This is a genomic window from Mesorhizobium sp. M0185, from assembly GCF_040322175.1.
Classification (GTDB): Bacteria; Pseudomonadota; Alphaproteobacteria; order Rhizobiales; family Rhizobiaceae; genus Mesorhizobium.
This window is the reverse complement of record NZ_JAMYSY010000014.1, coordinates 14,527-36,375: the sequence shown is the minus strand read 5'-3', so window position 1 is coordinate 36,375 and position 21,849 is coordinate 14,527. Positions and strand designations below refer to the sequence as shown.

At 59.5% G+C, this 21,849-nt stretch carries 18 protein-coding genes, 1 tRNA gene and 2 pseudogenes; 12 read left to right on the top strand and 9 right to left on the bottom strand.

Annotated features, from left to right (window positions below):
* Window positions 1–3: 3 nt before the first annotated feature.
* Window positions 4–522, bottom strand: a complete 519-nt coding sequence (locus NKJ20_RS13585; protein ID WP_352744582.1) for an RES family NAD+ phosphorylase — start codon at window positions 520–522, stop codon at window positions 4–6.
* Window positions 519–908, bottom strand: a complete 390-nt coding sequence (locus NKJ20_RS13580; RefSeq protein ID WP_352744579.1) for an antitoxin Xre/MbcA/ParS toxin-binding domain-containing protein — start codon at window positions 906–908, stop codon at window positions 519–521. Before NKJ20_RS13580 ends, NKJ20_RS13585 begins: the two co-directional genes overlap by 4 nt.
* 186 nt (window positions 909–1,094) lie before the next feature.
* Here NKJ20_RS13580 and NKJ20_RS13575 point away from each other — a divergent pair.
* The 4 genes and pseudogenes from NKJ20_RS13575 to NKJ20_RS13560 all read left to right on the top strand — a co-directional run.
* A pseudogene (locus NKJ20_RS13575) lies at window positions 1,095–1,289 on the top strand (recombinase family protein); the annotation flags it as partial.
* A gap of 187 nt (window positions 1,290–1,476) precedes the next feature.
* Window positions 1,477–2,151, top strand: coding sequence for a protein-L-isoaspartate(D-aspartate) O-methyltransferase (locus NKJ20_RS13570; RefSeq protein ID WP_352744733.1), 675 nt, complete (start codon window positions 1,477–1,479; stop codon window positions 2,149–2,151).
* 159 nt (window positions 2,152–2,310) lie between these two features.
* A complete protein-coding gene (locus NKJ20_RS13565) occupies window positions 2,311–3,015 on the top strand; it encodes a Crp/Fnr family transcriptional regulator (RefSeq protein ID WP_352744577.1) in 705 nt (234 codons plus the stop codon).
* A 993-nt stretch (window positions 3,016–4,008) separates the two neighbouring features.
* Entirely contained in the window at window positions 4,009–4,707 is a 699-nt protein-coding gene (locus NKJ20_RS13560) for a LuxR C-terminal-related transcriptional regulator (RefSeq protein ID WP_352744730.1), read from the top strand.
* Between the two features lie 810 nt (window positions 4,708–5,517).
* On the opposite strand, the gene NKJ20_RS13555 is transcribed toward NKJ20_RS13560, so the two are convergent.
* The 5 genes and pseudogenes from NKJ20_RS13555 to NKJ20_RS13535 form a co-directional block, all read right to left on the bottom strand.
* Window positions 5,518–5,814, bottom strand: coding sequence for a hypothetical protein (locus tag NKJ20_RS13555; protein ID WP_352450598.1), 297 nt, complete (start codon window positions 5,812–5,814; stop codon window positions 5,518–5,520).
* Between the two features lie 218 nt (window positions 5,815–6,032).
* A pseudogene (locus NKJ20_RS34145) lies at window positions 6,033–6,339 on the bottom strand (PIG-L family deacetylase); the annotation flags it as partial.
* 101 nt (window positions 6,340–6,440) lie between these two features.
* Complete coding sequence (locus NKJ20_RS13545) at window positions 6,441–7,280, bottom strand: LuxR C-terminal-related transcriptional regulator (protein ID WP_352450597.1); 840 nt, start codon at window positions 7,278–7,280, stop codon at window positions 6,441–6,443.
* A 321-nt stretch (window positions 7,281–7,601) separates the two neighbouring features.
* Window positions 7,602–7,880: a hypothetical protein gene (locus tag NKJ20_RS13540; RefSeq protein WP_352450596.1), complete on the bottom strand. Its 279-nt coding sequence runs from the start codon at window positions 7,878–7,880 to the stop codon at window positions 7,602–7,604.
* A 193-nt stretch (window positions 7,881–8,073) separates the two neighbouring features.
* Window positions 8,074–8,268 (bottom strand): hypothetical protein, encoded by a 195-nt coding sequence (locus tag NKJ20_RS13535; RefSeq protein WP_352450595.1) that lies wholly within the window; start codon window positions 8,266–8,268, stop codon window positions 8,074–8,076.
* Between the two features lie 204 nt (window positions 8,269–8,472).
* On the opposite strand from NKJ20_RS13535, the gene NKJ20_RS13530 reads away from it, so the two are divergent.
* The 4 genes from NKJ20_RS13530 (at window position 8,473) to NKJ20_RS13515 (ending at window position 13,358) form a co-directional block, all read left to right on the top strand.
* A complete protein-coding gene (locus NKJ20_RS13530) occupies window positions 8,473–10,464 on the top strand; it encodes a polysaccharide biosynthesis/export family protein (protein WP_352744574.1) in 1,992 nt (663 codons plus the stop codon).
* A gap of 186 nt (window positions 10,465–10,650) precedes the next feature.
* Window positions 10,651–11,280 carry a class I SAM-dependent methyltransferase gene (locus NKJ20_RS13525; RefSeq protein ID WP_352744572.1) on the top strand — a complete coding sequence of 210 codons (630 nt, stop codon included), beginning with the start codon at window positions 10,651–10,653 and terminating at the stop codon, window positions 11,278–11,280.
* Between the two features lie 453 nt (window positions 11,281–11,733).
* Window positions 11,734–13,023, top strand: a complete 1,290-nt coding sequence (locus NKJ20_RS13520) for a GNAT family N-acetyltransferase (protein ID WP_352450591.1) — start codon at window positions 11,734–11,736, stop codon at window positions 13,021–13,023.
* 250 nt (window positions 13,024–13,273) lie between these two features.
* Window positions 13,274–13,358, top strand: a tRNA-Asn gene (locus NKJ20_RS13515).
* A 313-nt stretch (window positions 13,359–13,671) separates the two neighbouring features.
* On the opposite strand, the gene NKJ20_RS13510 is transcribed toward NKJ20_RS13515, so the two are convergent.
* Window positions 13,672–13,869 (bottom strand): hypothetical protein, encoded by a 198-nt coding sequence (locus NKJ20_RS13510; protein WP_352744570.1) that lies wholly within the window; start codon window positions 13,867–13,869, stop codon window positions 13,672–13,674.
* Between the two features lie 796 nt (window positions 13,870–14,665).
* Here NKJ20_RS13510 and NKJ20_RS13505 point away from each other — a divergent pair.
* The 4 genes from NKJ20_RS13505 (at window position 14,666) to NKJ20_RS13490 (ending at window position 20,878) form a co-directional block, all read left to right on the top strand.
* Window positions 14,666–15,295, top strand: a complete 630-nt coding sequence (locus tag NKJ20_RS13505; RefSeq protein ID WP_352744568.1) for a 4'-phosphopantetheinyl transferase family protein — start codon at window positions 14,666–14,668, stop codon at window positions 15,293–15,295.
* Window positions 15,296–15,551: 256 nt separating this feature from the next.
* Entirely contained in the window at window positions 15,552–16,598 is a 1,047-nt protein-coding gene (locus NKJ20_RS13500; protein ID WP_352450588.1) for a TubC N-terminal docking domain-related protein, read from the top strand.
* A gap of 47 nt (window positions 16,599–16,645) precedes the next feature.
* Window positions 16,646–19,621 (top strand): amino acid adenylation domain-containing protein, encoded by a 2,976-nt coding sequence (locus tag NKJ20_RS13495; RefSeq protein ID WP_352744565.1) that lies wholly within the window; start codon window positions 16,646–16,648, stop codon window positions 19,619–19,621.
* A gap of 78 nt (window positions 19,622–19,699) precedes the next feature.
* Entirely contained in the window at window positions 19,700–20,878 is a 1,179-nt protein-coding gene (locus tag NKJ20_RS13490; protein ID WP_352744563.1) for an acyl-CoA dehydrogenase family protein, read from the top strand.
* A 114-nt stretch (window positions 20,879–20,992) separates the two neighbouring features.
* On the opposite strand, the gene NKJ20_RS13485 is transcribed toward NKJ20_RS13490, so the two are convergent.
* Window positions 20,993–21,832, bottom strand: coding sequence for a class I SAM-dependent methyltransferase (locus NKJ20_RS13485; protein WP_352744560.1), 840 nt, complete (start codon window positions 21,830–21,832; stop codon window positions 20,993–20,995).
* Window positions 21,833–21,849 lie beyond the last annotated feature (17 nt).

The window sequence follows — 21,849 nt, the reverse complement described above, 5'->3', positions numbered from 1 at the left end:
GCGTTAGCTCCAGGACAATTGCTTCCGAGGCAGCCGGCCTCCCGGATCGATCACCTTGACCTGGTGCGGGAGCACCTCGCCCCAGCTCCATAGCACGAGGTTCTGATCACATGTGCCGGCACCTGGCGCGAAGCTGGGCACGACAATGCCGAACTTGCCTTCAGCAACGAGGCGGTCATGGATGCTCCATGAGGGCGGCCGTTTGCCATGGGCGAGAAAATCCATCCAGGCACAAGCCATATCTTCGAACCGGATCCCGGCGTCGGCCTGGCCTTGCGCCGTCCTCAGATCGACAATGTCATCGCAATCGATCTCGTATGAGCAAAGCACGCAGGGATCAATGCGATGTGCAAAACCCTGATTGGCCTCCTTCACGGCCGTCATGATGTCGAGCGCCAGATAAAGCGTAGGCACACCTTTCGGGTTGAACCTGGCACCCCGAATAGCCGCTCCGTCGCCTGAGATAGGCTGGAAGGACCACCGCGGATCATGGGCGCGGTAGCAAATTCCGGCAAACCTCAAGCAAAGCCACCAACGGCGACATGATCCAGATAGTCGCGAACCGCGCTGGCCTTGCCTTCCTTAACCAGAGCTTCCGCCGTCCGCCCGCCGAATGCCGGTATCGGCTGGGCCCGGTACCAGGCCATCGCCTGCTCCTTGCCTCCAGCCCAGTCGATCACTCTGCTGATGATCTCAAGCATTTCACGAAGGCGACCTTGCGTCTTTGCAGCACGGCTACGCTCAGCCCTATAGAGGGTTTCCCGCGCAAGACCCGCCGTCTCGGCAAGCTGACCTTTGGACATACCGAATCCATCCGCAACCTGGGCGACAGCGATCTTCCCAGCCCGATCCATATAGGACAGCACTAACGGTTCGTTCTGAACTGGAACTTTCAATGCTGGGGTCATCCCTGTCCCCTTTGCCATATCCAGAGACACATTTCTTGTGCGTAGGATATGGCATTAGTGACGGATTACAAGCCTCGGTTGGCTGATGAGACGTCGTTGAGGCCTCTCCAGACGCATTCACACGTTCATGTTCTGGCACATTCCTTGTGTGTACAAAAACCCAAAAACGGCCCCGAAACCGGCCAAATGCACGCACAACGTCCAGTTCTCCCGATCGGCCGCCCCATTGGCGATGCCCGCGTCTCGACAGAGGATCGGGCGACCGACGCCCAGGTCGACGAGATCAAGGCGGCTGGCTGCCGCCTCGTCCACCAGGAGCACGGCTCCGGCGCCTCGCCCTCTCGGCCGGCGCTGGCGAAGCTGATGCGCGAGATAGTCGCATGTGGGACACACCGCTATGGCGATATGAGCGCCCAGAATCTCCAGGGTCGCCGCCGGCGATAGCCCGCCAAGACGGTCACCCACGCTTGCCCTGGGCACCCGTAATGGAAACGATGGCGGGCGCTATCGTGACGAACAGGATATAATGCTCACCGGCAGCAAGCTGGTTGAGGAAGGCCCTACCGTCATGAAGCCAATGAACGAAGAGCACCTCGCGGTCCTACGCAGGCACATGGTCGAGATGATTGCAATCCATACCGACCTTGCAAGCGAAGAACTCGGCAAGGCGGCGCTCGATGAGCGGGTGATGGCAGCGATGCGGCGAGTGCCGCGGCATCGCTTCGTGCCAGCCTCGGTTGCACCTTATGCCTACCAGGACATGCCGCTGCCGATCGGCTTCGATAAAACCGTCTCGCAGCCATTCATCGTCGCTCTCATGACCGATCTCCTTGCTCCCCAATGGAACGAGGCGGTGCTCGAGATCGGCACTGGCCTGGGCTATCAAACCGCAATCCTCGCGGAACTCGCCGGGCAGGTTTGGAGCGTGGAAATCATCGAGGAATTCGTAAGCCGTGCGGAGGCTCTCCTGCAGGAGCTAGGCTTATCCAATGTCGGCATTCGTGTCGGAGACGGGTCTCGCGGCTGGCCCGAGCACGCCCCATTCGACAAGATCCTGGTCACGGCGGCGGCTGAGCAGACACCGCCGGCTTTTCTGAAGCAACTCAAGCCGGGGGGACGGCTGGTTCTGCCTTTGGGATCTAAAGAAGCACAGTTTCTGACTGTCATCGACAAGGATGCGGCAGGGCAGCTCGAGACCCGGAAAATCATCCCGGTTCGGTTCAGCCGGCTCGAAACCGTCTAGTGAGGTGCGACAACTGGCGCGACCGCGCTTTTCCGACCGTCAATCTACCTTCATTCAAACAGACGAGGACAGTAGGCCATCCTGCCTCTACCGTAGGTGGTCCTTCTGTCGAACTCGTACGGGAGTAATTGCTGTAGGTTGTGCGGAAATTGAAGCAACATGCAAACACTGTTGCAGTTCATAAACTCGCATCCCGTAGGGGGGACATTCTCGAAGGACGATTGGGGTAACAGCGATTTTCTCGGTGTTACCGCAAGAACTTACAAACCCCATTCGGTGATATGCCGCCAGGATGACAAGAACGATGAGATATTCATCGTAAAATCGGGTTGGGCCCTCCTTTACCGCGGGCTACTGGACGGAGAACGGCAGATCATCGACACTCCTCTGCGGGGGGACATTGTCGGTTTCCGTTCCGTAGACGGACCTCGTTTAGCGTCCCTGGCGTCCATAACCGAACTAGCTGTTTATGAAATTTCCAGCAAGAAATTGGTGGAGGCCATCTTGTCGGAAGGCCGGCTCGGCAAGACTATCGCCTGCTCCCTGGCCCGCCTGAACGCCATCCTTGCCGAACATCTCATGAATGCCGGGCGGCGGAACGCGATGAGCCGCACCGCCCATTTCCTGCTCGAGTTGGAGGAGAGGCTCTCGATCGTTGGCCTGTCGGCCCATGGACGATATGAGTGTCCCCTTACCCAGCACGAATTGGCCGACATCCTCGGAATGACCACCGTTCACCTCAATCGGACGTTGAGGGAACTCCGCAAGGCCGATCTCGTCGCTTTCAAGGCAGGCTATGTAGAGGTGATCAACCGCAAGAAGCTGGTCAAAACAGCCGGATTCGACAGCGAGTACCTCAGGTAAAGGTTATTCCCTCTAGCTCGGGTTCAATCGTCCCTAGCGGGGCTTTCGCGTCGCCCCCTGCGGCGCGGTGCGGGGCGCCAGTGCATGTGCCGTCAGCAAAATTTCTGCTGGAAGACGACAGTGCGCCGTCGTTCGAGCAGTTCCACACGAGTTTTCCGGGCCGGTAGTGCGCGGCTTACCTGGCGGGGCCGCAGTCTATCTTGACGAGGGCAGCCGCAAAGGCCCGATTATCATGATCGACGGCACCATGGCATATCGCATGAGCAGAAGGTGCTGCCGAAATGCGCGTAAGCTGCACCCATAAACGGCGGCAAATACAGCCGGGTGTTCTCGGACCTAGTGCGCTTGGCTACGGATGCCACGAACTGCACCCTGGTCATGCCAATATCCACCTTCAGGAATTCTCGTCCACAATCGCGAGGAACTACCGATCCTCCCTCGAATGGCTGCTGGACTTGGGGTTTGGCTGAGCGGTCCCATCCTGAGAATGGCATCATCGCCTAGCCGGTTAGTCAACCTCGCAGAGCTATCCCACTCCTTGGCATTCCTTGAGCGGTCGGGAATCATTTCAACGGTTGGCACATGGCCAAAGGGATTGAATCTGACCGGACCCGCGCGTCACGATCGAACTCGCGGGAGCTTCAACGCGGGGTGACGCGGTCTCAACACATGCCCTCAGGCGACCGTCGACGCGAAATTTTCTAAAAATTAACTTATGTTAGAGAACGCTTATAAATAGACGATAGGCTGCACAAGCTGTTCTCGGCTAGGGGCGAAGAACTGCTGAAACTGCTGGGTGAGCCTCACGCTTTCACAAGGGCTGGGTGTTCAATCACAAGTGCATTCAAACACAGGGCAGCGTATTCAAGCTTTCAGATTGCGAAGAATGAGGGGTGTTTTGGCAGCCGCAACGCGGCTTGTGCGAAAAGATTGGGGATTGACGTGGATTCCACAGCAGGACGGCATAAACACACGGCCAATCGGTCAGGAGTCCTGTCCAGAGGAACGAAAAGCGTCCACGGCCATGCAGGCAAAGGAAGCCTCCTCGTCCTGGACGGAAGGGCCCTAGACCGCGAGTGTCTCGTTCTTGCCCTCGCGGACCACGAACTCGGCATGGAAATCGCGGCCATGGGTTCGATCGATGAATGGCGCGTGAAGAAGGGCTCGGTCCCTCCCCTTGCAGCCATACTCTTGAACCTTGGCGGCCGGAAGGTCACCGATCATGGGATCGCAGACGAGATTAGGCATATTTCGTCCGAATTCAAATCAGTCCCTGTAGTTATCCTGGCCGACACCGAAGATCTTGCACACATATTGACCGCTCTCGAATGCGGCGCACGCGGCTACATTCCGACCTCGGTCGGAATTGATGTCTGTGTCGAGGCTATAAACCTTGCGGCAGCGGGAGGTATCTTCGTCACTGCGAGCAGTGTCCTTTGCATGCGCCACCTGATAGGTTCGGACAGCCGCGACACGCAGCCTTTGAAGGGCATGTTCACGCTTAGGCAGGCCGAGGTCGCCCAGGCGCTCCGGCGCGGAAAAGCGAACAAGATCATCGCCTACGAACTCAACCTGCGAGAAAGCACCGTGAAGGTCCACATCCGAAACATCATGAAGAAGCTGAAGGCGACCAACCGCACGGAAGTCGCCTACAAGGTCAACGATCTCATCGCGAGAAGGAACTCTTCCTGAAGCGTTCCCAAGCAATAAGACGGCCCGCCTCGGGTGAATCCCGCGGGCCGTCTTATTGACAGTCGCGGGATCTCCGTTGCAGAATTGCATCCGGGAAGCGCCCGAGATACAGCCGAGGTACAGGGGCCAGCCGCGGGTTGCCCCTAGCTTCCTGATACCATGCTGTAGGAGGATTTTGGCGGGGTGCTCCGAAGCCCCGGCTTCGTCGCGATGATCTTGTTCTCCAGTCCTTTGGAAAGCTGTTCCAAGGCCGCGGTGTCGTCGGCAGTGTGTCCGCCTCGGGCCTCCACCATAGGTGCCAACCGAGACCCAATAGGGAAGGCGTAAATCCTCAGCCGAGCATGTAGACCTTACAGCCGGAATGGAGGATCCGCATGGCCCCGGGTCCGGGGAGCATGCGGCCGCCGAAGCTCTCTGCGCTCGATCCCAACCGGCAGGGCGGCGTAGACATACCGTCCCCTGTTCCTGCAGGATGTTCAGGCGTGGAGTGCTCACGCCGCTCTCGTCGTCAGCTACACTGCGCCGAGACGGCTGGCATGAGGACGATAAGGGCCGCCGACGGTGCACTGCCGGTGATGAGCACGACCTCACTTCAGTTGCGGACCAATAATGCTGGCCAATAAGGTGACGGCGGGGCTAAGTCCCGCCCGGCGAGGGTAGGTATGAGACATGGGCCGAAAGACTTCGCTGGGACCTGCATGGGCACGCAAGCCAAGAAGCTTCCAGGCGACAGGAAACTTGCCTCGCGGACGATCGATTGAGAAGGGAATGCGCGACTTCCGCCAGGCGGGAAGCTGACCGCAAATCGGGTTAACTTTCTGCCGCTGAATCGGCCGATCCATCTGCACTGTCAGGGAAAGTGTGTCTGGCCACCCATCTTATGGCTTCTTCGATCGTATCGAAATTCTTGTGCTGCCCGCTCAGCAGCCCGAAGCCTGTCTCGAGGAACCATTTGCCCTTCGTGGAGTAGGCTTCCTCGTCGATCTGAGTAAGGACCGCAACCAGTTGATCCCGTTTCCACACCAAAACCCCGGACTCTCCGCCCTCGACCGTTCCGATCCGCGCTTTTTTGAACGAAAATCCAGGAGCTATTTTTCCCTTGCCCACTTTGATGCACCCTCAACTTCAAAATGGATAGTAGAAACGATCGGCTTGCACATGGCTAGTTCTGTACTATCTTTGCTTGTAGATGTCTTTTTTGCCGGACCACTGTAGAACAACTAGTTAAGCAGATCACACTGTGAGTTCAAGGCCCACTCCATTTTCGACGGTCGCCCCGTAAGTCTTTTGCGAGAGAATGTTCGCAAACTGCTAAGTATTTTTCCCTTCCGGAGCGTGAAAGCCTCGGCGAAATGCTCGGGTGCCCGGCATTCCATCCAGCGCAACCTCGCAAGCCCAGCGAGTGTCTGACGGTCGAACCAGTCCTTGGTGCGCCGCGTTCCGAAGTGCTTGTCGAGGAGCTCGATCTTGCGTTCCAGCACGTCGGCCGTGAGCGGCACGTAGGCATTGGGGTGGCACCAGATGATCGCGGAAGTGTTCCAGGTCAGTTGGTTGAACCTCCCGGGGGTCCTGATGGGCGTCGAACTTGGCCTGGGTTAACACCACGTCGCTATGAACCCGGCATCTGTCTGCGAAATCCGCGACTGCAATCACTAAAGGCCGGGTTGTGGTCCCGTTGGAGGGTCCACCTCAGCGCCCCATTGCGATCCGTCGCTGTCAAGACCCGGAGGCGGTCACACAGGATGAGTGTTCTTGAGAAGGTGGTACTCCTTTTGTCCTTCAAGTAGCTCTTGCGGATGGTGAGAAGGCTGAGTAGCCGTGTTTTCGGTCCCTGACGGACCTTTGCCAGGAGCGGAAGTGAGCATACCATGGTTCATCGCCCAAACTGCAGCCTGGGTACGGTTGCCGACCCGAATCTTTCGAAGGATGGCCTTCACGTGTACCTTCACCGTCGCTTCGGCGATGTTAATCTTGCGCGCGATTGTCTTGTTAGACTCCCCTCCGATCAGGCAACGTATAATACAATCTTCCCGAGCTGACAGCATTGATGGTTTTCGATCAGCGTTCTCCATTGTAACAGCCACATTTGTAAACTCATGTACTGCTATTTCATCATATTTCAAACCATGTCTTATGTCCTGAATAAACGTCGAAGTTTCCGCAGGTAGAACCGTCTGCCCTAGCATAACCAATTCGAGAGCTTTGATGAAGGTGTCGTGAGCGGCAACTTTTGTCAAATACGCGTCAGCTCCCGCACGAAGGGCTGAAACTATGTCGTTCGGTCGACAGTGATCGGCTAGCGCAACGACATGGCTGGTCGGATAAATCCCTTTAAATTCTGAAATTTGTGCGAATCCAGCATCTGCATCAATACCGTCGACATCCATGATGAGCAAGATGGACCGGTGCTTGGGCAGCGGCTTCTGCAGGAGGTCGTGAACACAAGCCGCAGAGAAAAGAATACGAAACTTTGCTGCATCCAGAATTAGAACAAGGCCCTCTCGGAGTAACTCGCTTTGGCTGACAAGCACTGTCATAAAAGACTTTGTGATCATCAAGGATTTCATTGTCATCGTAGCCTCCCCTGACGCGATTGAGGTACGCGCGTCTCGCAAGGCGCTCCTCGCATAGTTTCTTTTTTGACCGTGTTACCTTACGCTAGGAAAACCCTAGACAAGAACACCCTCTTTAGGCGTAGGGTAACTTCGTCGAGGGGTACCCCGGATTTTCAAGCCCGAGGCCTTAGTGAGGAGTGCGAGCCCTGGGTTTCAGCCGCTCCGGGCGGCAACCAGCACCATCGTGGCGCCGCATGCGCGGACCGCGAGAGTTGCCGGACTTGGTCTCCCGTGGGGCGTGGGTGGTGCCGCCGCTCTGGCGCGGGGGGGCGCGGCGTGTCAGGCGGGAGAACCGCTGGCCCAGGCGACCCGCGCCGCGACCAGCCGCCATTTTGGGATGACGGCGCAGGCCGAGGAGAAGGCGATCTTGGCGCGGCGCGCGCTGATCCTGACCAGCGCCCGAGCTTCACCAGCTTGAGGAGCAATGTGCCACAGCTGGCGTGGCGACTGGGTGTGGGCCAGCGCGATGAGCCGCAGCGCGCACAACAGCTCGGATACCTTCCGGGCATCGAAATGGGCGATGGTCTGCCTTCGTTGCGTTGCACCTGCGGTGAGCAACAGAGGAGTTGCCTGGCGCGCCCCCTGGGGCGGCCCATATCGGGGCAGCGCTGCCGGGGAAGTCCTTTGGGTGAGATCCGGCGAGAGAAATGAGTGAGGCGGGCCAGTTCTGCTATTGCTATCGCGGTAGAATTGCAAAGATTGGCGGCTTCGTCGAGGTTCGCCTCTTCAAATCAGGCGGGTCAGCCGTCGATCAGGGGATCGACGTAGCAGAATGATCGGAGCCGGAGATCGTGATCGGCTCGTTTTCCAGAGCCAGGACGACGAAGTTGGAGACGGCCAGCCATTCTGCGAATGCATGTTGGGGCCGCAGGGGGTTCGAGACGCTGCGTCGGACCACTATTTCCGGCTCTTCGTTGCGTTCGATCGCCTTTGTCCCGTTTGCCATCAAAGGGGTTCTCCTTCAGCGCAGCAACAATCTGCTCATTGGACGAGTTCGCCGGAGGGGGCGTTTATCCGGAAGGAGTGCCTACAAAGGGATAGTTGTGCCGCTAGCGGTGAAGGGTCACGATAAGGTAGAGCCTTCCCCGTCGACCGAATGCTCGCGACTTCGGGATGGGCTGGCTACCATTGAAATTGAAAGCCACGCGCCATGGCCATGGATGCAAAACACAATTCCGAGCCCGTCACTCCCTTGTCACAGGCGGCCCGCCGCAGCGGAATGAAGGCCGTCCTGCTTGTCTTGGGGATCTCCGGGGTCGCCGTCCTGGGAGCGGGAGCGGTCAGAAACTGGGAGCCCATCGAAGTTGTTTCCAGAGCCGTAATGGAGAAGGTCGAGGATGCCTCCGCAGCCGTGTTGCAGAAGGTCGAGGATACCTCCGGAGCCCTAATGGAGAAGGTCGAAGATGCCTCCGCAGCCGTGGTGCAGAAGGTGAAGGACGCCTCCGCAGCCGCGATGCAGAAGGTCAGGGACGCCTCCGGCACCGCGATGCAGAAGGTCGAGGATGTCTCCGGAACCGTGGTGCCGAGGATCCAGGATGTCTCCGAAGCCGTGGTGCAGAGGGTCGAGAATGTCTCCGGAGCCGTGATGCAGAAGGTGTCTGCTGCTATCGATAGCTGGCAAGAACAGCCGGGCCACGCCACGGCCGAACCCTCCCGTGCGCTCGTGTCGGGACCGGATGCGTCGGCCGCGACGTTCGTCGAACGGAGCGCCGTCCCTGAGGTCCCCGCTAGCGCCGAGCCCCCCCAAACCCTCAGCACGGGACCGGATGCATCGGCCGCGGCGTTGATCGAGCGGAGCGTCGTCCCTGCCGTTCCCACCAGTGCCGAGCGCCCCAAAACCCTCAGCAAGGCGCCAGGCATGCCAACCGGAGCCCTGTTTGGCGTCGGTGACCGCCTCAAGGTCGCATTCTACGAGCGCGTCGACGTCGAGGAAGACAAGTGGGGGGGCGCATCTTCGGCCTTGCACGGCATCCTGCAGCGTCCGGAACTGAGCGGCGAATATATTGTCCAAGAGGACGGCACGATTTCCGTGCCCTTGCTTGGCTCCATTCCGGTCGCCAACCGGTCAACGCAACAGGTACAGGCCGACCTGGTGGAAACCTTCAATCAACTGGTGGGCCGCGAGGGACTGGTCAACATCCTGCCGCTGGAGCGCCCGCCCATTTACGTACTGGGGCCGGTCAAGAATCCAGGCTCGTTCAAATACGCGGCCGGCATGACGGTCCTGCACGCGATCGCGCTGGCCGGCGGACTCGACCGCGCCGAGAGCGAGCCGTGGCAGAAGATCGAAGCCGTGCGTGAGACCCAGAAGCGGAGCGGGGCGATCGATGCCTTGTTGAAATTGCTCGCGCGCGCGGCAGTGCTGAAGGCCGAGCGCGACGGTACAGCACCCACTATCCCGCGCCAGTTGCTTGAACTGGCCGGCGCCACCGAAGCGGCTAACCTCGTCAACGAGCAGAGCGAGCGGCGCAAGGCCGTCGCCACGGCGCACAAGGATCGCGAGCGCGCGAACCTGCGGGCGCTGGAGGCCGCCAGGCAGGATGTTGTCGCTTATGGGCGCACGGAGTCGCTCGACAAACTCGTCAAGCTGCGCCAGGAGCGCGTCAACAGCATGCGCACGCTCGTGGACCGCAAAGTTCTCAGCATGACGGTGATGGATCAGATCCAGAGTGAGTTGTCCGACGCGGAACAGCGTCGGCAGGACGCCCTTAACCAATACGCAAGCGCCAAGCAGCGCCTCGCTTCGCTGGAGTCTGAGGTGTTGCGGACCCGGGCCGACCTCAGGAACGATCTGGAGATCGAGATCGAGACCGCGGAGAGCCAGATCGCGGCCAATGTGCGCGAGTTGAACGCCAGCGAAGGCGTCCTGTACACATTGCCCGTGGCCCGCGTCCAGTTTGCCAAGGACGCGAACAGCGCAACCTATCAAATCGTGCGGCAATCGGCAGCGGGGCCGGTCAGCATTGACTCCGTCGGGATGACCCTGTTGCAGCCAGGTGACCTCGTCAACATCATCGTGGGCGAAAGCGAGCCAAGAGAGCCGGCCGGTTCGCCGGTCCCGACCTCGTGGCCGACCGGCGAGAGCTTGCCGGCCGCGTCGAACCCCAACGATGTCGAGCCTTCCCGCGTGGTGAGGGAATAGAGGATCGGTCCGAAATTGATGCCCGGCAAGGAGATTGGTCTGCATGGCTGGTCTGCGTAGTGAACTCGTCGGGACGAAAGTGGGAAGCGAAACGACCACTCGCCGTCGCCGACAGCTTGAGCCGCTTCATAAGGAGCATGTCCGCCTCCGCTCAGGAGTTCGGATCACTGACAAAGGTGCAGTGAGATGACATCGAACGGGATACAGGTGCCTATCAAGCGGGATTGGTCAAAGATTTCGGAATTTTGTCACGACGCGCGCACGCCCGAGCGGATATTTGCGCACTATCAAATCGAGAAAGCTCTGGCTGCTCAGCTGCTGAATTCAGATCAAGACGCTCGGCTCAGCCTCTATGCTGAAGTATACGGCAAACTTTTCACTTCCCTTGAAGATCATCCCCAAAATAGAAATGAATACAGAGACGATCGTATAGTCAATCTTCAGACCACCCTTTTAAGAACGCTTATCCAGAAAGGCGCGCGTTTCGGCGAATTGGGGGCCGGTGATTGTAAGCTTAGCCTCAGCATGTGCAGTCATTGCTCGTCAGTAAATGCAATCGACGTAACTGACGCGTTACTGCCACCTGGGGAGAAGCCCGTCAATTTTCAATTTGTTAGGATCGATGGTATTCATCTACCTTTCGCAGATAATAGTCTCGATTTTATGTTCAGCGATCAGTTGATGGAGCACCTACACCCCGACGACGCAGTAAGGCAGCTTTCCGAGGTCTATCGTGTTCTTTCACCCGGCGGTGCTTACTATTGCATCACTCCAAACGCCGTCACGGGACCCTCACGACATTTCGGTATACTTTGACAACGTTGCATGTGGATTCCACCTGAAGGAATATAGCTATCGTGAGCTGTCACGCGCGTTTACGGGAATTGGCCTTCGAAAGCAGGCTGTGCTGTTCGGCAATGGGGCCGTTAATGTGCTCGTTCCTGCCAAAATTGGGATCATGCTCGAAATGATCATGCAAGGAGTTTGGCGGCGGCGATCGAGACCCACTACGAATTCGGTTCTTCGGCATCTGATGGGGATTCGCCTGCTCGGCTATAAATGAGCGCGCGAGCCGCTGCGGTTTGAGACAATGCCTCGGAAACGCCTTCGCTGGTCCCGGCCGCTTTAAAAGGCGCCGTGTGAAGCGGTCGCTCGTCCTCCTGCAGCCGGCACAGACTAGGCTCTCCGTGAGTAGTCAAGAATAGGGTCTTCACTTTTAGCGCCTCCCGACATGAAGTCTTCTCCAAACAGGAAAACCCCGGGTGCTCCATGGACGAACAGCAGCGTGCAGCGAGGATACTCCTGGCATTCCCGCCGCAATGCGCAAAGTATCAGGAAGATGGTTGTATATCAGGACCTCTTGGTGTCTCAGCCATCGGTGCGGAACCCTATCGCGTGGCTTCAGTAGAACAAGCCATGCGCCAGGATATGGTCATCGACGTTACCGTGGAGGACTTGCCGGACATCGCGACACTCGAGACCGCTTGGAATGAGCTCGAAGCGCGAGCAACGCACTCATTCTATCTGTCCTGGCTCTGGATCGGAACTTGGCTGCGGCATCTGCCGGGGGGCGCGCAACCACATGTTCTAGTCGCTCGGACGTCAAGCAGGATCGTTGGCTTGGCGATTATTTGCCGGCGGAGGGCGTGGAGTTTCGGGCGGCATGCGCGGGCGCGTTGGCTGCTCAATGAAACCGGAGATGTTCGATTCGATCGATTGTTCATCGAGTATAACGATATTCTTGCGGAGCGATCCCTGGCCGATGCCACTCGAGCGGCATGCGTCGAGGCCTTGGCGCATCACTTGCGCCGCTCTGACCAACTGGTGTTCTCCGGGATTGATTCCGACTTCGAATTGGCCGCTTGTCGCACCGCGGGCCGGGCCGGGCTCCTTACTGAGGTGAAAGCAGAAGATACGGCACGGTGGATCGATTTCGCCAAAGTCCGCCAGAAAGGCGCAAATTACCGCGCCACATTAGGCCGCAATACTCGCCAAGCGGTAAGCCGTGCCATGCGGTTATATGCGGAACGCGGCCCCGTTGCGTTCCGGACTGTCGAAGTGACGTCGGAGGCGCTCGCCGCGTTTGATTTGCTGGCCGAGCTTCATCAGGCGCGATGGGGACGCAGGGGAGCCTTTGCCAACCCGAGCTTCCGTCGATTTCACGAGGAGCTCATTGCGCGCGGCGTTCCCACGGGGACCGTCCGCATTTCACAGACGTTGGCCGGGGACCAGACAGTCGGGGTCCTGTACAATTTCGTGTGTGACGGCCGTGTTCTCAACTATCAAAGCGGCTTTCTTTATGAGCGCGATGGCCGGCTCAAGCCAGGGCTTATCAGCCATGTGCTGGCTATTGAGGACAGCATCGGACGCGGCGAGTGCGGCTACGATTTTCTGGCAGGCTTCGCCGGGCACAAGTCCCACCTGGCCAATGCGGAGCATCCCATGAAGTGGATCGCAATAGGCAGAGACAGTCCAGAGCGCCGCATCGAGGCACAGCTGCGCGGTGCCAAGCGGGTGCTAGGGACCATTGCTGCTCACATGAAACAGGCCGCGGCTTGAAGCGTCGACTGAAAAAAGGAGCCGCCACTTTGTATCAAGTATTGGGCAGGCTCTTCCACAATCGATCGGCGGGTTCGGCCCTTCGGCAGGCGAGGACCAAGGGGAGGTTGGATTTGCTTACTTTATGCGATGTGACCGTTGTCGGTGCTGGCCACTTTGGACTATCGGCAGTGCCGGATAAGCACAGCGCGTATTCCGTTCAATTCGGGATCAGAGCACCAGTTCGCGCGGCGGGCTCCCTAATCTATGTTTCAGCGTGGCGGAATTGGTAGACGCACCGCACGGTTAATGCGACGCCGAAAGGCTTGTAGGTTCGACTCCTACCGCTGGAGCCATAGATTACAAGTAGCCGCGTAGCCACCATTTTAAGTGGTTGAATAAGCGCCTTTCGGCCGCCTTTCTTCCCGTGCAGGAGTACCCTTGGTCCACCAGATCCGCCGCCGGCAGGGCGAGGTTCACCGCAGCGGCCGCGGCGCTCGTCATCCGTCATCCAGCAGTTGGAGCTCCGCTGCAGCGAGATCGCCCGCGGGGCGATGATGGGCTTTGCCGGCGCCACGCAGGTTGCAATCCTCACCATCGACGTCCACGGTGTCATCCGGTTCGCCAACCATGCGGCCGGCGCGCTGTTTGGCTGGGATCTTACGGAGATTATCGGGCACCGATCGTCATGATCGTCCCCGAGCGGCTGCGTAACGCCCACAATGCGGGACTGGCGCGCGTCGCCCGCTGGGCGGCGAATCCAAGCTCGCCGGAAAGACGGTCGAGATCGCCGCCCGCCTCGCCCAACTCTATCTGCGTGCCTCCACCGCCGAGCAGGACGCCAGCCGGGCCCGCTGTGGAAACCAAGCCGAAATCGGCGATGTTCGAACGGGACTGGCGATGCGGACCTATTGAGAACCGATCAATTACTCAGAAGAGGTAATCCGAATTGGATCTTTAACGACGGCGCTATCGCGTCGTCCCCAGAAACCAAGTCTTCCATAAGGCATAAAAGCCGCGCGGCCAGGCCGGGAGGCTTCCGTCGTCCAGCAGCAAAAGCGCATCGCCCAGGCGCCCACTCAGCCGCACAAGCGAAGCGCGGAGATTGCTTTGATCTGATGTAATTCCGCATCCAGGTAACTGCTTTTTGGCAAAAGCCGGCGCAGCAGCCTTGCTCGTCAGAGCAGGAGATCATTGGAGCGCCAGTTCATTGTCAATCCGGCAAGATAAAGTTGGCAGTTTCGCCTCCGGCAGACCCCTTTGGGAGCAGCAGCATGTCTGGGTCGTTTGATGTAGCCCATCCATACCTCGAAATAGCCACCAGGCGCTCCTTGTTTTCGCCCTTACGCGGTTGTTTCACTAGGGAAATCCGCAAGAATGGCGCTGCCGTTCATTAGAAAGAATTGCACTTGTGCGCATGAGCGCTCCCAGCGATCGGAATCCACGTATGACTTCTGACTGCTGCCCTGAGTTCGACTTTATCCAATTTTGTGGCGCGGGCGGGGACGAGGGCCATGACGCATTGGGCACGAGCTGGAATTTTCATGCTGTCTCGGGACATCGATCAATTCGACCCGTCAGATTCGGCGTCAGTCAGCCTCTTGCGGAGCCGGCACCGCCCCCTCCAAACTTGGATAAACTCGAGCTGAGACCCGGGATCATAATGCCGGTCCTCGAGAACGATGGTTTGGAGATCCTGGCATTCATGCTCGATGCGGAGCAGAACGTCATCCGCGAGATAGGCGTTTGCCTCAACGAAGAGGAACGTCGGCGCGCCGAGGGGTTGAGACTGGAGCGGGACCGCCGCCGCTATGTCGCTACCCGCGGGCAGCTGCGCCGGGTCCTCGCCTCCAAACTGGGAATCTCGCCGTCCGACATCGAACTAGAATATGGACGCCTAGGCAAACCCCACCTCTCGCACCGCATGCCTGCTCGCGATTTGCGCTTCAGTGTCTCGCGATCCGGAGATGTCGCGGTCGTCGCCCTCTCGACCAGGCAGGAGGTTGGGGTGGACATCGAGGCAGTTCTGGCTGTGCCCGAAGCGGACGAGATCGCAGCGCATTGCTTTTCTGCCTCCGAGTATGGGTCTTACATCGCCCTTGGTCCGAAAGACCGGCTGGAAGGCTTCCTCCGGCGCTGGACCCGGCTGGAGGCTATCTCTAAGGCCCTGGGGTGCGGCTTAGGGCAATCCCTTTCTTGGGATGAAAGGGAATGGGCTGTCCGTAGGTTCGTACCGAAACCTGGGTACATCGGGACCGTGGTAGTCCGGAATTGGGTGGTAGTCCGGAATTGAAGTGCCCGCGATGCCATAATTCACTTACGATGCACCGCGGATAAACGAGGAGCTCAACCAATTCCATTGGACTGCACGCAAGTTCATTCGAACCGGACTTGTTCCCCACACTTCGCGGTGGGTCGCGGTTGAGAACACGGGACAGCGCTTCACTGACATGTCCCGGGCGTATGGAGAAAGCGCGGCAGTTTCATCGATGAAACCGTCGTGCTGGAGAAACTGGGACGCGGGAACCACTTCGGCTCCGTCGTGAATCATGAAGAAAGTGATCGGAAGACCTATGTCGGCGGACGTGATGCAGTTCCCGGAGCTTCTCGCAGACCTCGCGGTCAAGGACATCAAGATCTGGGTAGAGGGCGACCGGCTGCGGTGCAACGCCCCAGCTGGCGCACTGACGGCGGAGTTTCGCGACCAGTTGCGGGACCGGAAGGGCGAGATCATCGCGTTTCTGAATATGGCCACGGCGGCGGCCCGGCAACAGCCTGCAATCATTCCCCTGCAGTCTGGCGGAACACGCACGCCCATTTACGCCGTACCCGGCCATATCGGGGCGCCGTTCTCATTCTCGGACCTGTCGAAGCACCTGGGCGGCGATCAACCGTTTTACGCACTCCAACCGTCTGGCTTCGATGGGCAGAGCGATCCGATGGACCGCGTCGAAGATATCGCCGAGTACTTCGCCCGCCAGATCGTCGAATATCAGCCCACCGGTCCGTACATCATCGCCGGTTACTGCTCCGGCGCTGCAACCGCTTTCGAACTGGCGAAAATGCTGGGTCAAAGCGGAGCGGAGGTCCCGTGCATAGCGCTCTTTGGCCCTCTTCACCCCACCACCTATAAGGAATTGCCGCGTCTGCTGTATTTCTATGCCAGGCGGAGCGCCGATTCGTGCCTGCGAGAGATGGCGAAGCTGCCGACATTCGGCGCCCGTCTCCGATATTTCGGCAGTCGCCTCCGGAATCTCGGCGAGCGCGTCCGCGCCGCCCTCGTGCCCCTCGTTCGCAAAAGCAAAGAGCCTGTCACGACAGATCCGGTGCTGGCGAGCAGAGCTCGACTCAAATCGACGGCGATCACGGCTTTGCGGCGGTACATTCCCACTCCGTATTCGGGTCGAGTATGCATATTTCTTCCGAACAAGGCCTGGCTGCGATCGGGTGCAGCACCGCACCGATGGCTTCGAGTGGTGCCGCATGCCGAATTTTATTTCGGGCCCGAGGACTGCAACGGTCCCCTTATGCTGGAGGAACCGGACGCGCCTGCCATTGCAGAGCTTTATCGCCGGGCAACCCAAAAAGCTGAATGATTGACGTGATTTGATTTTTTTGACTTCCGCAATGGGGAGCGTATCTCATGAATGAAGTCCTTCCTATCGCGGCGGAGGGCGTAATGCTTCCCCTGCTGAAAGATGCCGATCATCAGGCGCTGGTTGTCGAGTACAACGCCACGGCAGCGCCCTACCCGTCGGACAGGACAATCATCGATCTCTTCCGCGACCAGGCGACGCGTAGTCCTGACGCTGAAGCGATCCGCTTCGGCGATGCAACGCTGACGTACCAGCAGCTCAACGAACGCTCCAACCAGATGGCCATGCATCTGACATCGACCGGCGTGGGGCCGGGTCGGATTGCCGTTGTGTTCATGGAGCACTCCATTGAAGTCGTCGTCGCGATCTTAGGCGTCCTGAAGTCCGGCGCAGCCTATGTGCCGGTGGATGCGGCAACGCCGAAGGGGCGTCTGGCAACAATCCTGAAGGACATTGCCAACGGGACCGACGGGCGGGCGCCGGTGGCGATCACTCAGGCGCGCCTGCAATCCGTCATTTCCCCGAACTTTGCCGACATTTTCGTGCTCGACGCCGATTTCGGGTCGATTTTACATCAGCCGGACTCGGCCCGACCGTCCGCTGCCACTCCGGACGGCGCCGCCTATATCATCTTCACCTCCGGCTCGACCGGCACGCCCAAGGGCGTCGTGATCGAGCACCGGAATCTGGTGAACTACATCGGGTGGGCCGCTCGGGTGTACAGTTGCGGCGAACGTCTCGCATGGCCCCTTTTCTCATCCCTCGCCTTCGATCTGACCGTCACGACGCTCTTCACGTCACTCATCACCGGCGGCCGCATCGTGGTCTATCTTGGTGATCCCGGAGTCCAGAGCATGGTCGTGCTCAAGGTCATCGACGACAATGCCGTCGATGTCATGAAGCTGACGCCGGCGCATCTCGCGATGATCCGCGACCGCAATCTTGAGACCTCAAGGCTGCGCAAGTTCATCGTGGGTGGCGAGGACTTCAAGACCGAGTTGGCTCGCGATATCACGAAAGCCATCCCCCACCCTATCGAGATCTACAACGAGTACGGACCAACCGAAGCCACTGTGGGCTGCATGATTCACCGTTTCGACATTGACCGGGATCAATCCGCATCGGTGCCGATCGGGGTTCCGGCCGCCAATGCGGGCATCTACGTCCTCAATAAGGCACATCAGCCCACCGCCCCCGGCATCATCGGTGAGATGTTCATTGCCGGCGACGGTCTCGCGAGAGGCTATTTCAATCGCCCTGACCTGACCGACGAGCGTTTCCTCACGGCGATCGATCCCCGAGATGGGTTTTCGAAGCTGCGGCTGTACAAGACGGGCGATCTCGCCCGCTGGAACTCGGAAGGGCGCCTGGACTTTCTCGGCCGCGCCGATCACCAGGTGAAGGTTGGTGGCGCGCGTATCGAGCTGGGCGAGATCGAAGCCCGGCTTCTGCAGCACCCGCACGTTCAGGAATGCGCTGTCGCTGCCATCGCCACCTCGGTGGCGAAACCAGAGACACAAGTGCGTTATTGCGAACGGTGCGGTGTTGCGTCCGGCCTGCCCGGCACGACGTTCGATGCGGCAGGCGTCTGCAATCTGTGCCGGGCCTTCGACACCTATGTCGACAAGGCGCAGACCTATTTCAAGACATCGGATGACCTCCAGGTTCTCATCGCGGAGATGCAGGCTAACCGGAAGGGACCTTACGACTGTATCGTGCTGTTGAGCGGCGGCAAAGACAGCAGTTTTATGCTGTGCAAGCTCGTCGCCATGGGGGTGAAGCCGCTTACCTTCACCCTTGACAACGGTTTCATTTCGGAAGGAGCCAAGGCCAATATCAGGCGGCTCGTGAACTCCCTCGGCGTGGATCACCACTGGGGAAGCACGCCGCATATGAACGAGATCTTCGTCGACAGCCTGAAACGGTTCGCGAACGTCTGCAACGGCTGCTTCAAGACGATCTACACCCTGGCCACGAACGTCGCCCGCGAACGAGGGATCGGGTACATCGTGACTGGGTTGTCCCGCGGCCAGTTCTTTGAGACGCGCCTGACCGAGGAGGTCTTCAAGCGGGACGACTACGATCCGGCCCGTCTGGACGCGCTCATCGCCGAGGCGCGCAAGGAGTATCACCGCCGCGAGGATGCTGTGTCGCGCTATCTCGACGTGGATGCCTTCCGGAACGACTCAGTATTCGAGGAAGTGAAGTTCATCGACTTCTACCGCTACTGGAGCGTCCCTCTTGAGGACATGCTCGATTTCCTGAAGACGCAGGCGGGATGGGATCGGCCTGCGGATACAGGACGCTCCACGAACTGTCTCATCAACGATGTCGGCATCTACGTTCATAAGAAGCAGCGGGGACATCACAACTACGCCCTTCCCTACAGCTGGGATGTGCGTCTCGGCCAGAAGACGCGCGATGAAGCCATTGACGAACTCAACGACGAGCTGGACCTATCCCGCATCAAGGAGATCATGGCCCAAATCGGCTATGTCGAACCGCCAGCGGCCGAAGACGGCATCGCACGACTTGTGGCCTACTATGTCTCGTCCAAACCCCTGACCGTGGCGGACCTGCGCACCCACCTCGCCGAAGAACTCTTGGAGTCCATGATTCCGACGCAGTATGTTCGCCTCGAACGGATGCCACTCACGTCCAACGGCAAGATCGACCGCTCTGCGCTTCCCGAGCCGACGGCGGAAAACATCCAGCCTGCACAAGACTTCGTCGCCCCCTCGACGGCGACCGAGAAGACGCTGGCCGCGCTGTGGTGCGATCTCCTCAAGGTCGAGTCGATCGGCCGTGACGACAACTTCTTCGGCCTGGGTGGGCACTCGCTGCTGGTGATGCGGGCAGTGTCGCGCATGCGGCAGAGCTTCGGCGTCGACGTGCAGCTTCGCAACCTTTTCGAGCGCCCGACAGTGGCCGGACTGGCGGAAGTGATCGACGGAATGCTCTGGGTGGCCGATTCCGGAGCCCCTTCAGTCTCGGAAGGACCGAGAGAGGAAATCGAACTCTAGCTTTCCGCAAGGCCTCCGAATGGCCTTTGGGTACCAATCTGGACGGAAGCTTTTGCGTTGGACTGCAGAGCAGAGCGGATGAAGATGATGGACAAAGCTTGGGTACCGGCGCGAGGATCGGGGCTGCCTTGGGCGGCGGGGGAATATGAGCTCTTACGCGACCAGGTGCGCCGGTTCGTCGAGGAGGAGATCAAGCCGCGTGCGGATCGCTGGGAGGAGGACGGGTTCATTCCCCGTCCGATCCTGCGCCGCATGGGTGAACTCGGCTTCTTCGGCATCCGCTACCCGGCCGAGTACGGTGGTTCCGAGATGGACGCGGTCGCATCGACGATCTTCGCCGAGGAGCTCGGGCGCTCGACTTATGGCGGCGTCGCAAGCGCGACGCTGGTCCATACCGACATGGCTTCCGTGCATGTCTTTCACGACGGGACCAAAGCCCAGCGGGCCCGCTGGATGCCGGGCATTATCAGCGGCGAGGTGATCACCGCGGTCGCCATCACGGAGCCGGATACGGGCTCGGACGTGAAGGCGATCCGCACGCGCGCCCGCCGAGAGGGCGACTCTTACGTCCTCGACGGCACGAAGCTCTACATCACGAACGGCGTCCACGCGGATCTCTACTGCGTCGCCGCCAAGACCGATCCCTCGGCAGGAAGCCACGGGATCACGATGTTCCTCGTCGAGAAGGGCACGCCAGGCTTCAGCGTCGCCCGCGAGCTGGACAAGCACGGCTGGCGCTCCTCCGATACGGCGGAGCTCGTCTTCGACGGTTGCCGCATCCCCGCCGAGAACGTGCTCGGCGCGGAGGGACAGGGCTTCTACTCCATCATGCGCAACTTCCAGAACGAGCGCCTTGTCCTCGCCGGCATGGCGATAGGGGCGGCCGAGGCGGCGATCGATATGACCCTCGCCTGGGTGAAAGCTCGCCGCGCATTCGGAGGCGTCCTATGGGACATGCAGGCGATCCGTGAACGTCTCGCGATGCTCTCTGCGAAGGTGGAGGCAGGCCGCCAGTTTCTCTATGCCACCGCTTGGCGCATGGCGGCGGACGAAGATTGCCTGCGCGAGGTCTCGATGGTGAAGGCCATCTGCGGCGAACTCGTCAACGAGGTCACGTATACGTGCGTGCAGTTCCACGGCGCTATGGGCCTCATGCGCGAGAGCCCGATCGAGCGCATAGCGCGTGACGCCCGCGTCCTATCCATCGGCGGCGGCGCGACGGAGGTGATGCTGGAGGTGGTCGCGTCGATGTCGTGAGCCTGATGCGCAGCATCCCACCGCGCCAACCGTCCGGCTCTCCAGTTCGTTTCAACTCGAATACAATTCGTCATGGCTCGGCGGAGTGGAGCACCGGTCTCCGAAGCTGGCCAGTTAAGTGTGGCCGACGGGGCGGGTCGCTACGACCAGGGTTGAAACGCCGAATTTCCGCAAAGCCGTTTTTTCGATCCGTGGCATGAGCCGCCGGTAGGTCGGTATCACGCTAGCCGGCAGCCATTGATAACGCTCCAACACCGGCAGCACATAGTCGACCTTCTGTATCTCGAAACCCGCCGCAGCCACAATATTCCGCAATTCATGCGGCCAGTAGTTCCGTGCCGCCATAACGCGAGCCGACCACGAACTCGGCAGCCAAGGAAGCAGTGGGATAGGGAAACCGAAATTGCGGCCCAGAAACCGCATCCCATGGCCCTCGAATGGAAACCAGCGATTTGGACTCATCACGACCAGATGACCGCCGGGCCGCAGGACTCGCCAAATTTCGCGCAGCGTGGCCGCCTCATTGGCGACGTGCTCAAGAACCTCATTCAACAATGTCGCATCAACGGACGCATCCGGTAATGGGAAGTCGTCGGTGCAGCAGTGGTATTCGATCGCATCTGGCCGCCGATTAAGCTTCTCATCATTCACCAGCTTGCGAGCGATGGCCTCGTCGATCCTCGATCGTTCAGGATCGACACCAATGACTTTCTGGGCACCCCAGGCGACCAGGGCCTCGGTGTAGCCGCCCTCGGCACAGCCGCAGTCGAGCCAGACTCCCTGTAGCAGTCCCAGGTCTCTCAACTTGCCGAGCCTGTAAGCAACATTGCTTCCGATCGCGGTCGAGTCGCCGCGATGGGGGTAGCGTGGCGCAGTACGCGCGCGCGATAAAGAATTCTCGCTTGTCGCGATGACCCGCAGGCCATCCAATTGCGGTCGATAACGTTGCGCCATGAGCGGTGTCTCCTCAA

What these genes read in the sequence shown, in the direction of transcription:
- NKJ20_RS13530 (WP_352744574.1), top strand. Translation starts at nt 8,473, where the DNA reads ATGGCCATGGATGCAAAACACAATTCCGAGCCCGTCACTCCCTTGTCA.
- NKJ20_RS13495 (WP_352744565.1), top strand. Translation starts at nt 16,646, where the DNA reads ATGAATGAAGTCCTTCCTATCGCGGCGGAGGGCGTAATGCTTCCCCTG.
- NKJ20_RS13520 (WP_352450591.1), top strand. Translation starts at nt 11,734, where the DNA reads ATGGACGAACAGCAGCGTGCAGCGAGGATACTCCTGGCATTCCCGCCG.
- NKJ20_RS13570 (WP_352744733.1), top strand. Translation starts at nt 1,477, where the DNA reads ATGAAGCCAATGAACGAAGAGCACCTCGCGGTCCTACGCAGGCACATG.
- NKJ20_RS13580 (WP_352744579.1), bottom strand. Translation starts at nt 908, where the DNA reads ATGACCCCAGCATTGAAAGTTCCAGTTCAGAACGAACCGTTAGTGCTG.
- NKJ20_RS13545 (WP_352450597.1), bottom strand. Translation starts at nt 7,280, where the DNA reads ATGACAATGAAATCCTTGATGATCACAAAGTCTTTTATGACAGTGCTT.
- NKJ20_RS13505 (WP_352744568.1), top strand. Translation starts at nt 14,666, where the DNA reads ATGCCGGTCCTCGAGAACGATGGTTTGGAGATCCTGGCATTCATGCTC.
- NKJ20_RS13565 (WP_352744577.1), top strand. Translation starts at nt 2,311, where the DNA reads ATGCAAACACTGTTGCAGTTCATAAACTCGCATCCCGTAGGGGGGACA.
- NKJ20_RS13500 (WP_352450588.1), top strand. Translation starts at nt 15,552, where the DNA reads ATGAAGAAAGTGATCGGAAGACCTATGTCGGCGGACGTGATGCAGTTC.
- NKJ20_RS13525 (WP_352744572.1), top strand. Translation starts at nt 10,651, where the DNA reads ATGACATCGAACGGGATACAGGTGCCTATCAAGCGGGATTGGTCAAAG.
- NKJ20_RS13535 (WP_352450595.1), bottom strand. Translation starts at nt 8,268, where the DNA reads ATGGCAAACGGGACAAAGGCGATCGAACGCAACGAAGAGCCGGAAATA.
- NKJ20_RS13485 (WP_352744560.1), bottom strand. Translation starts at nt 21,832, where the DNA reads ATGGCGCAACGTTATCGACCGCAATTGGATGGCCTGCGGGTCATCGCG.
- NKJ20_RS13490 (WP_352744563.1), top strand. Translation starts at nt 19,700, where the DNA reads ATGAAGATGATGGACAAAGCTTGGGTACCGGCGCGAGGATCGGGGCTG.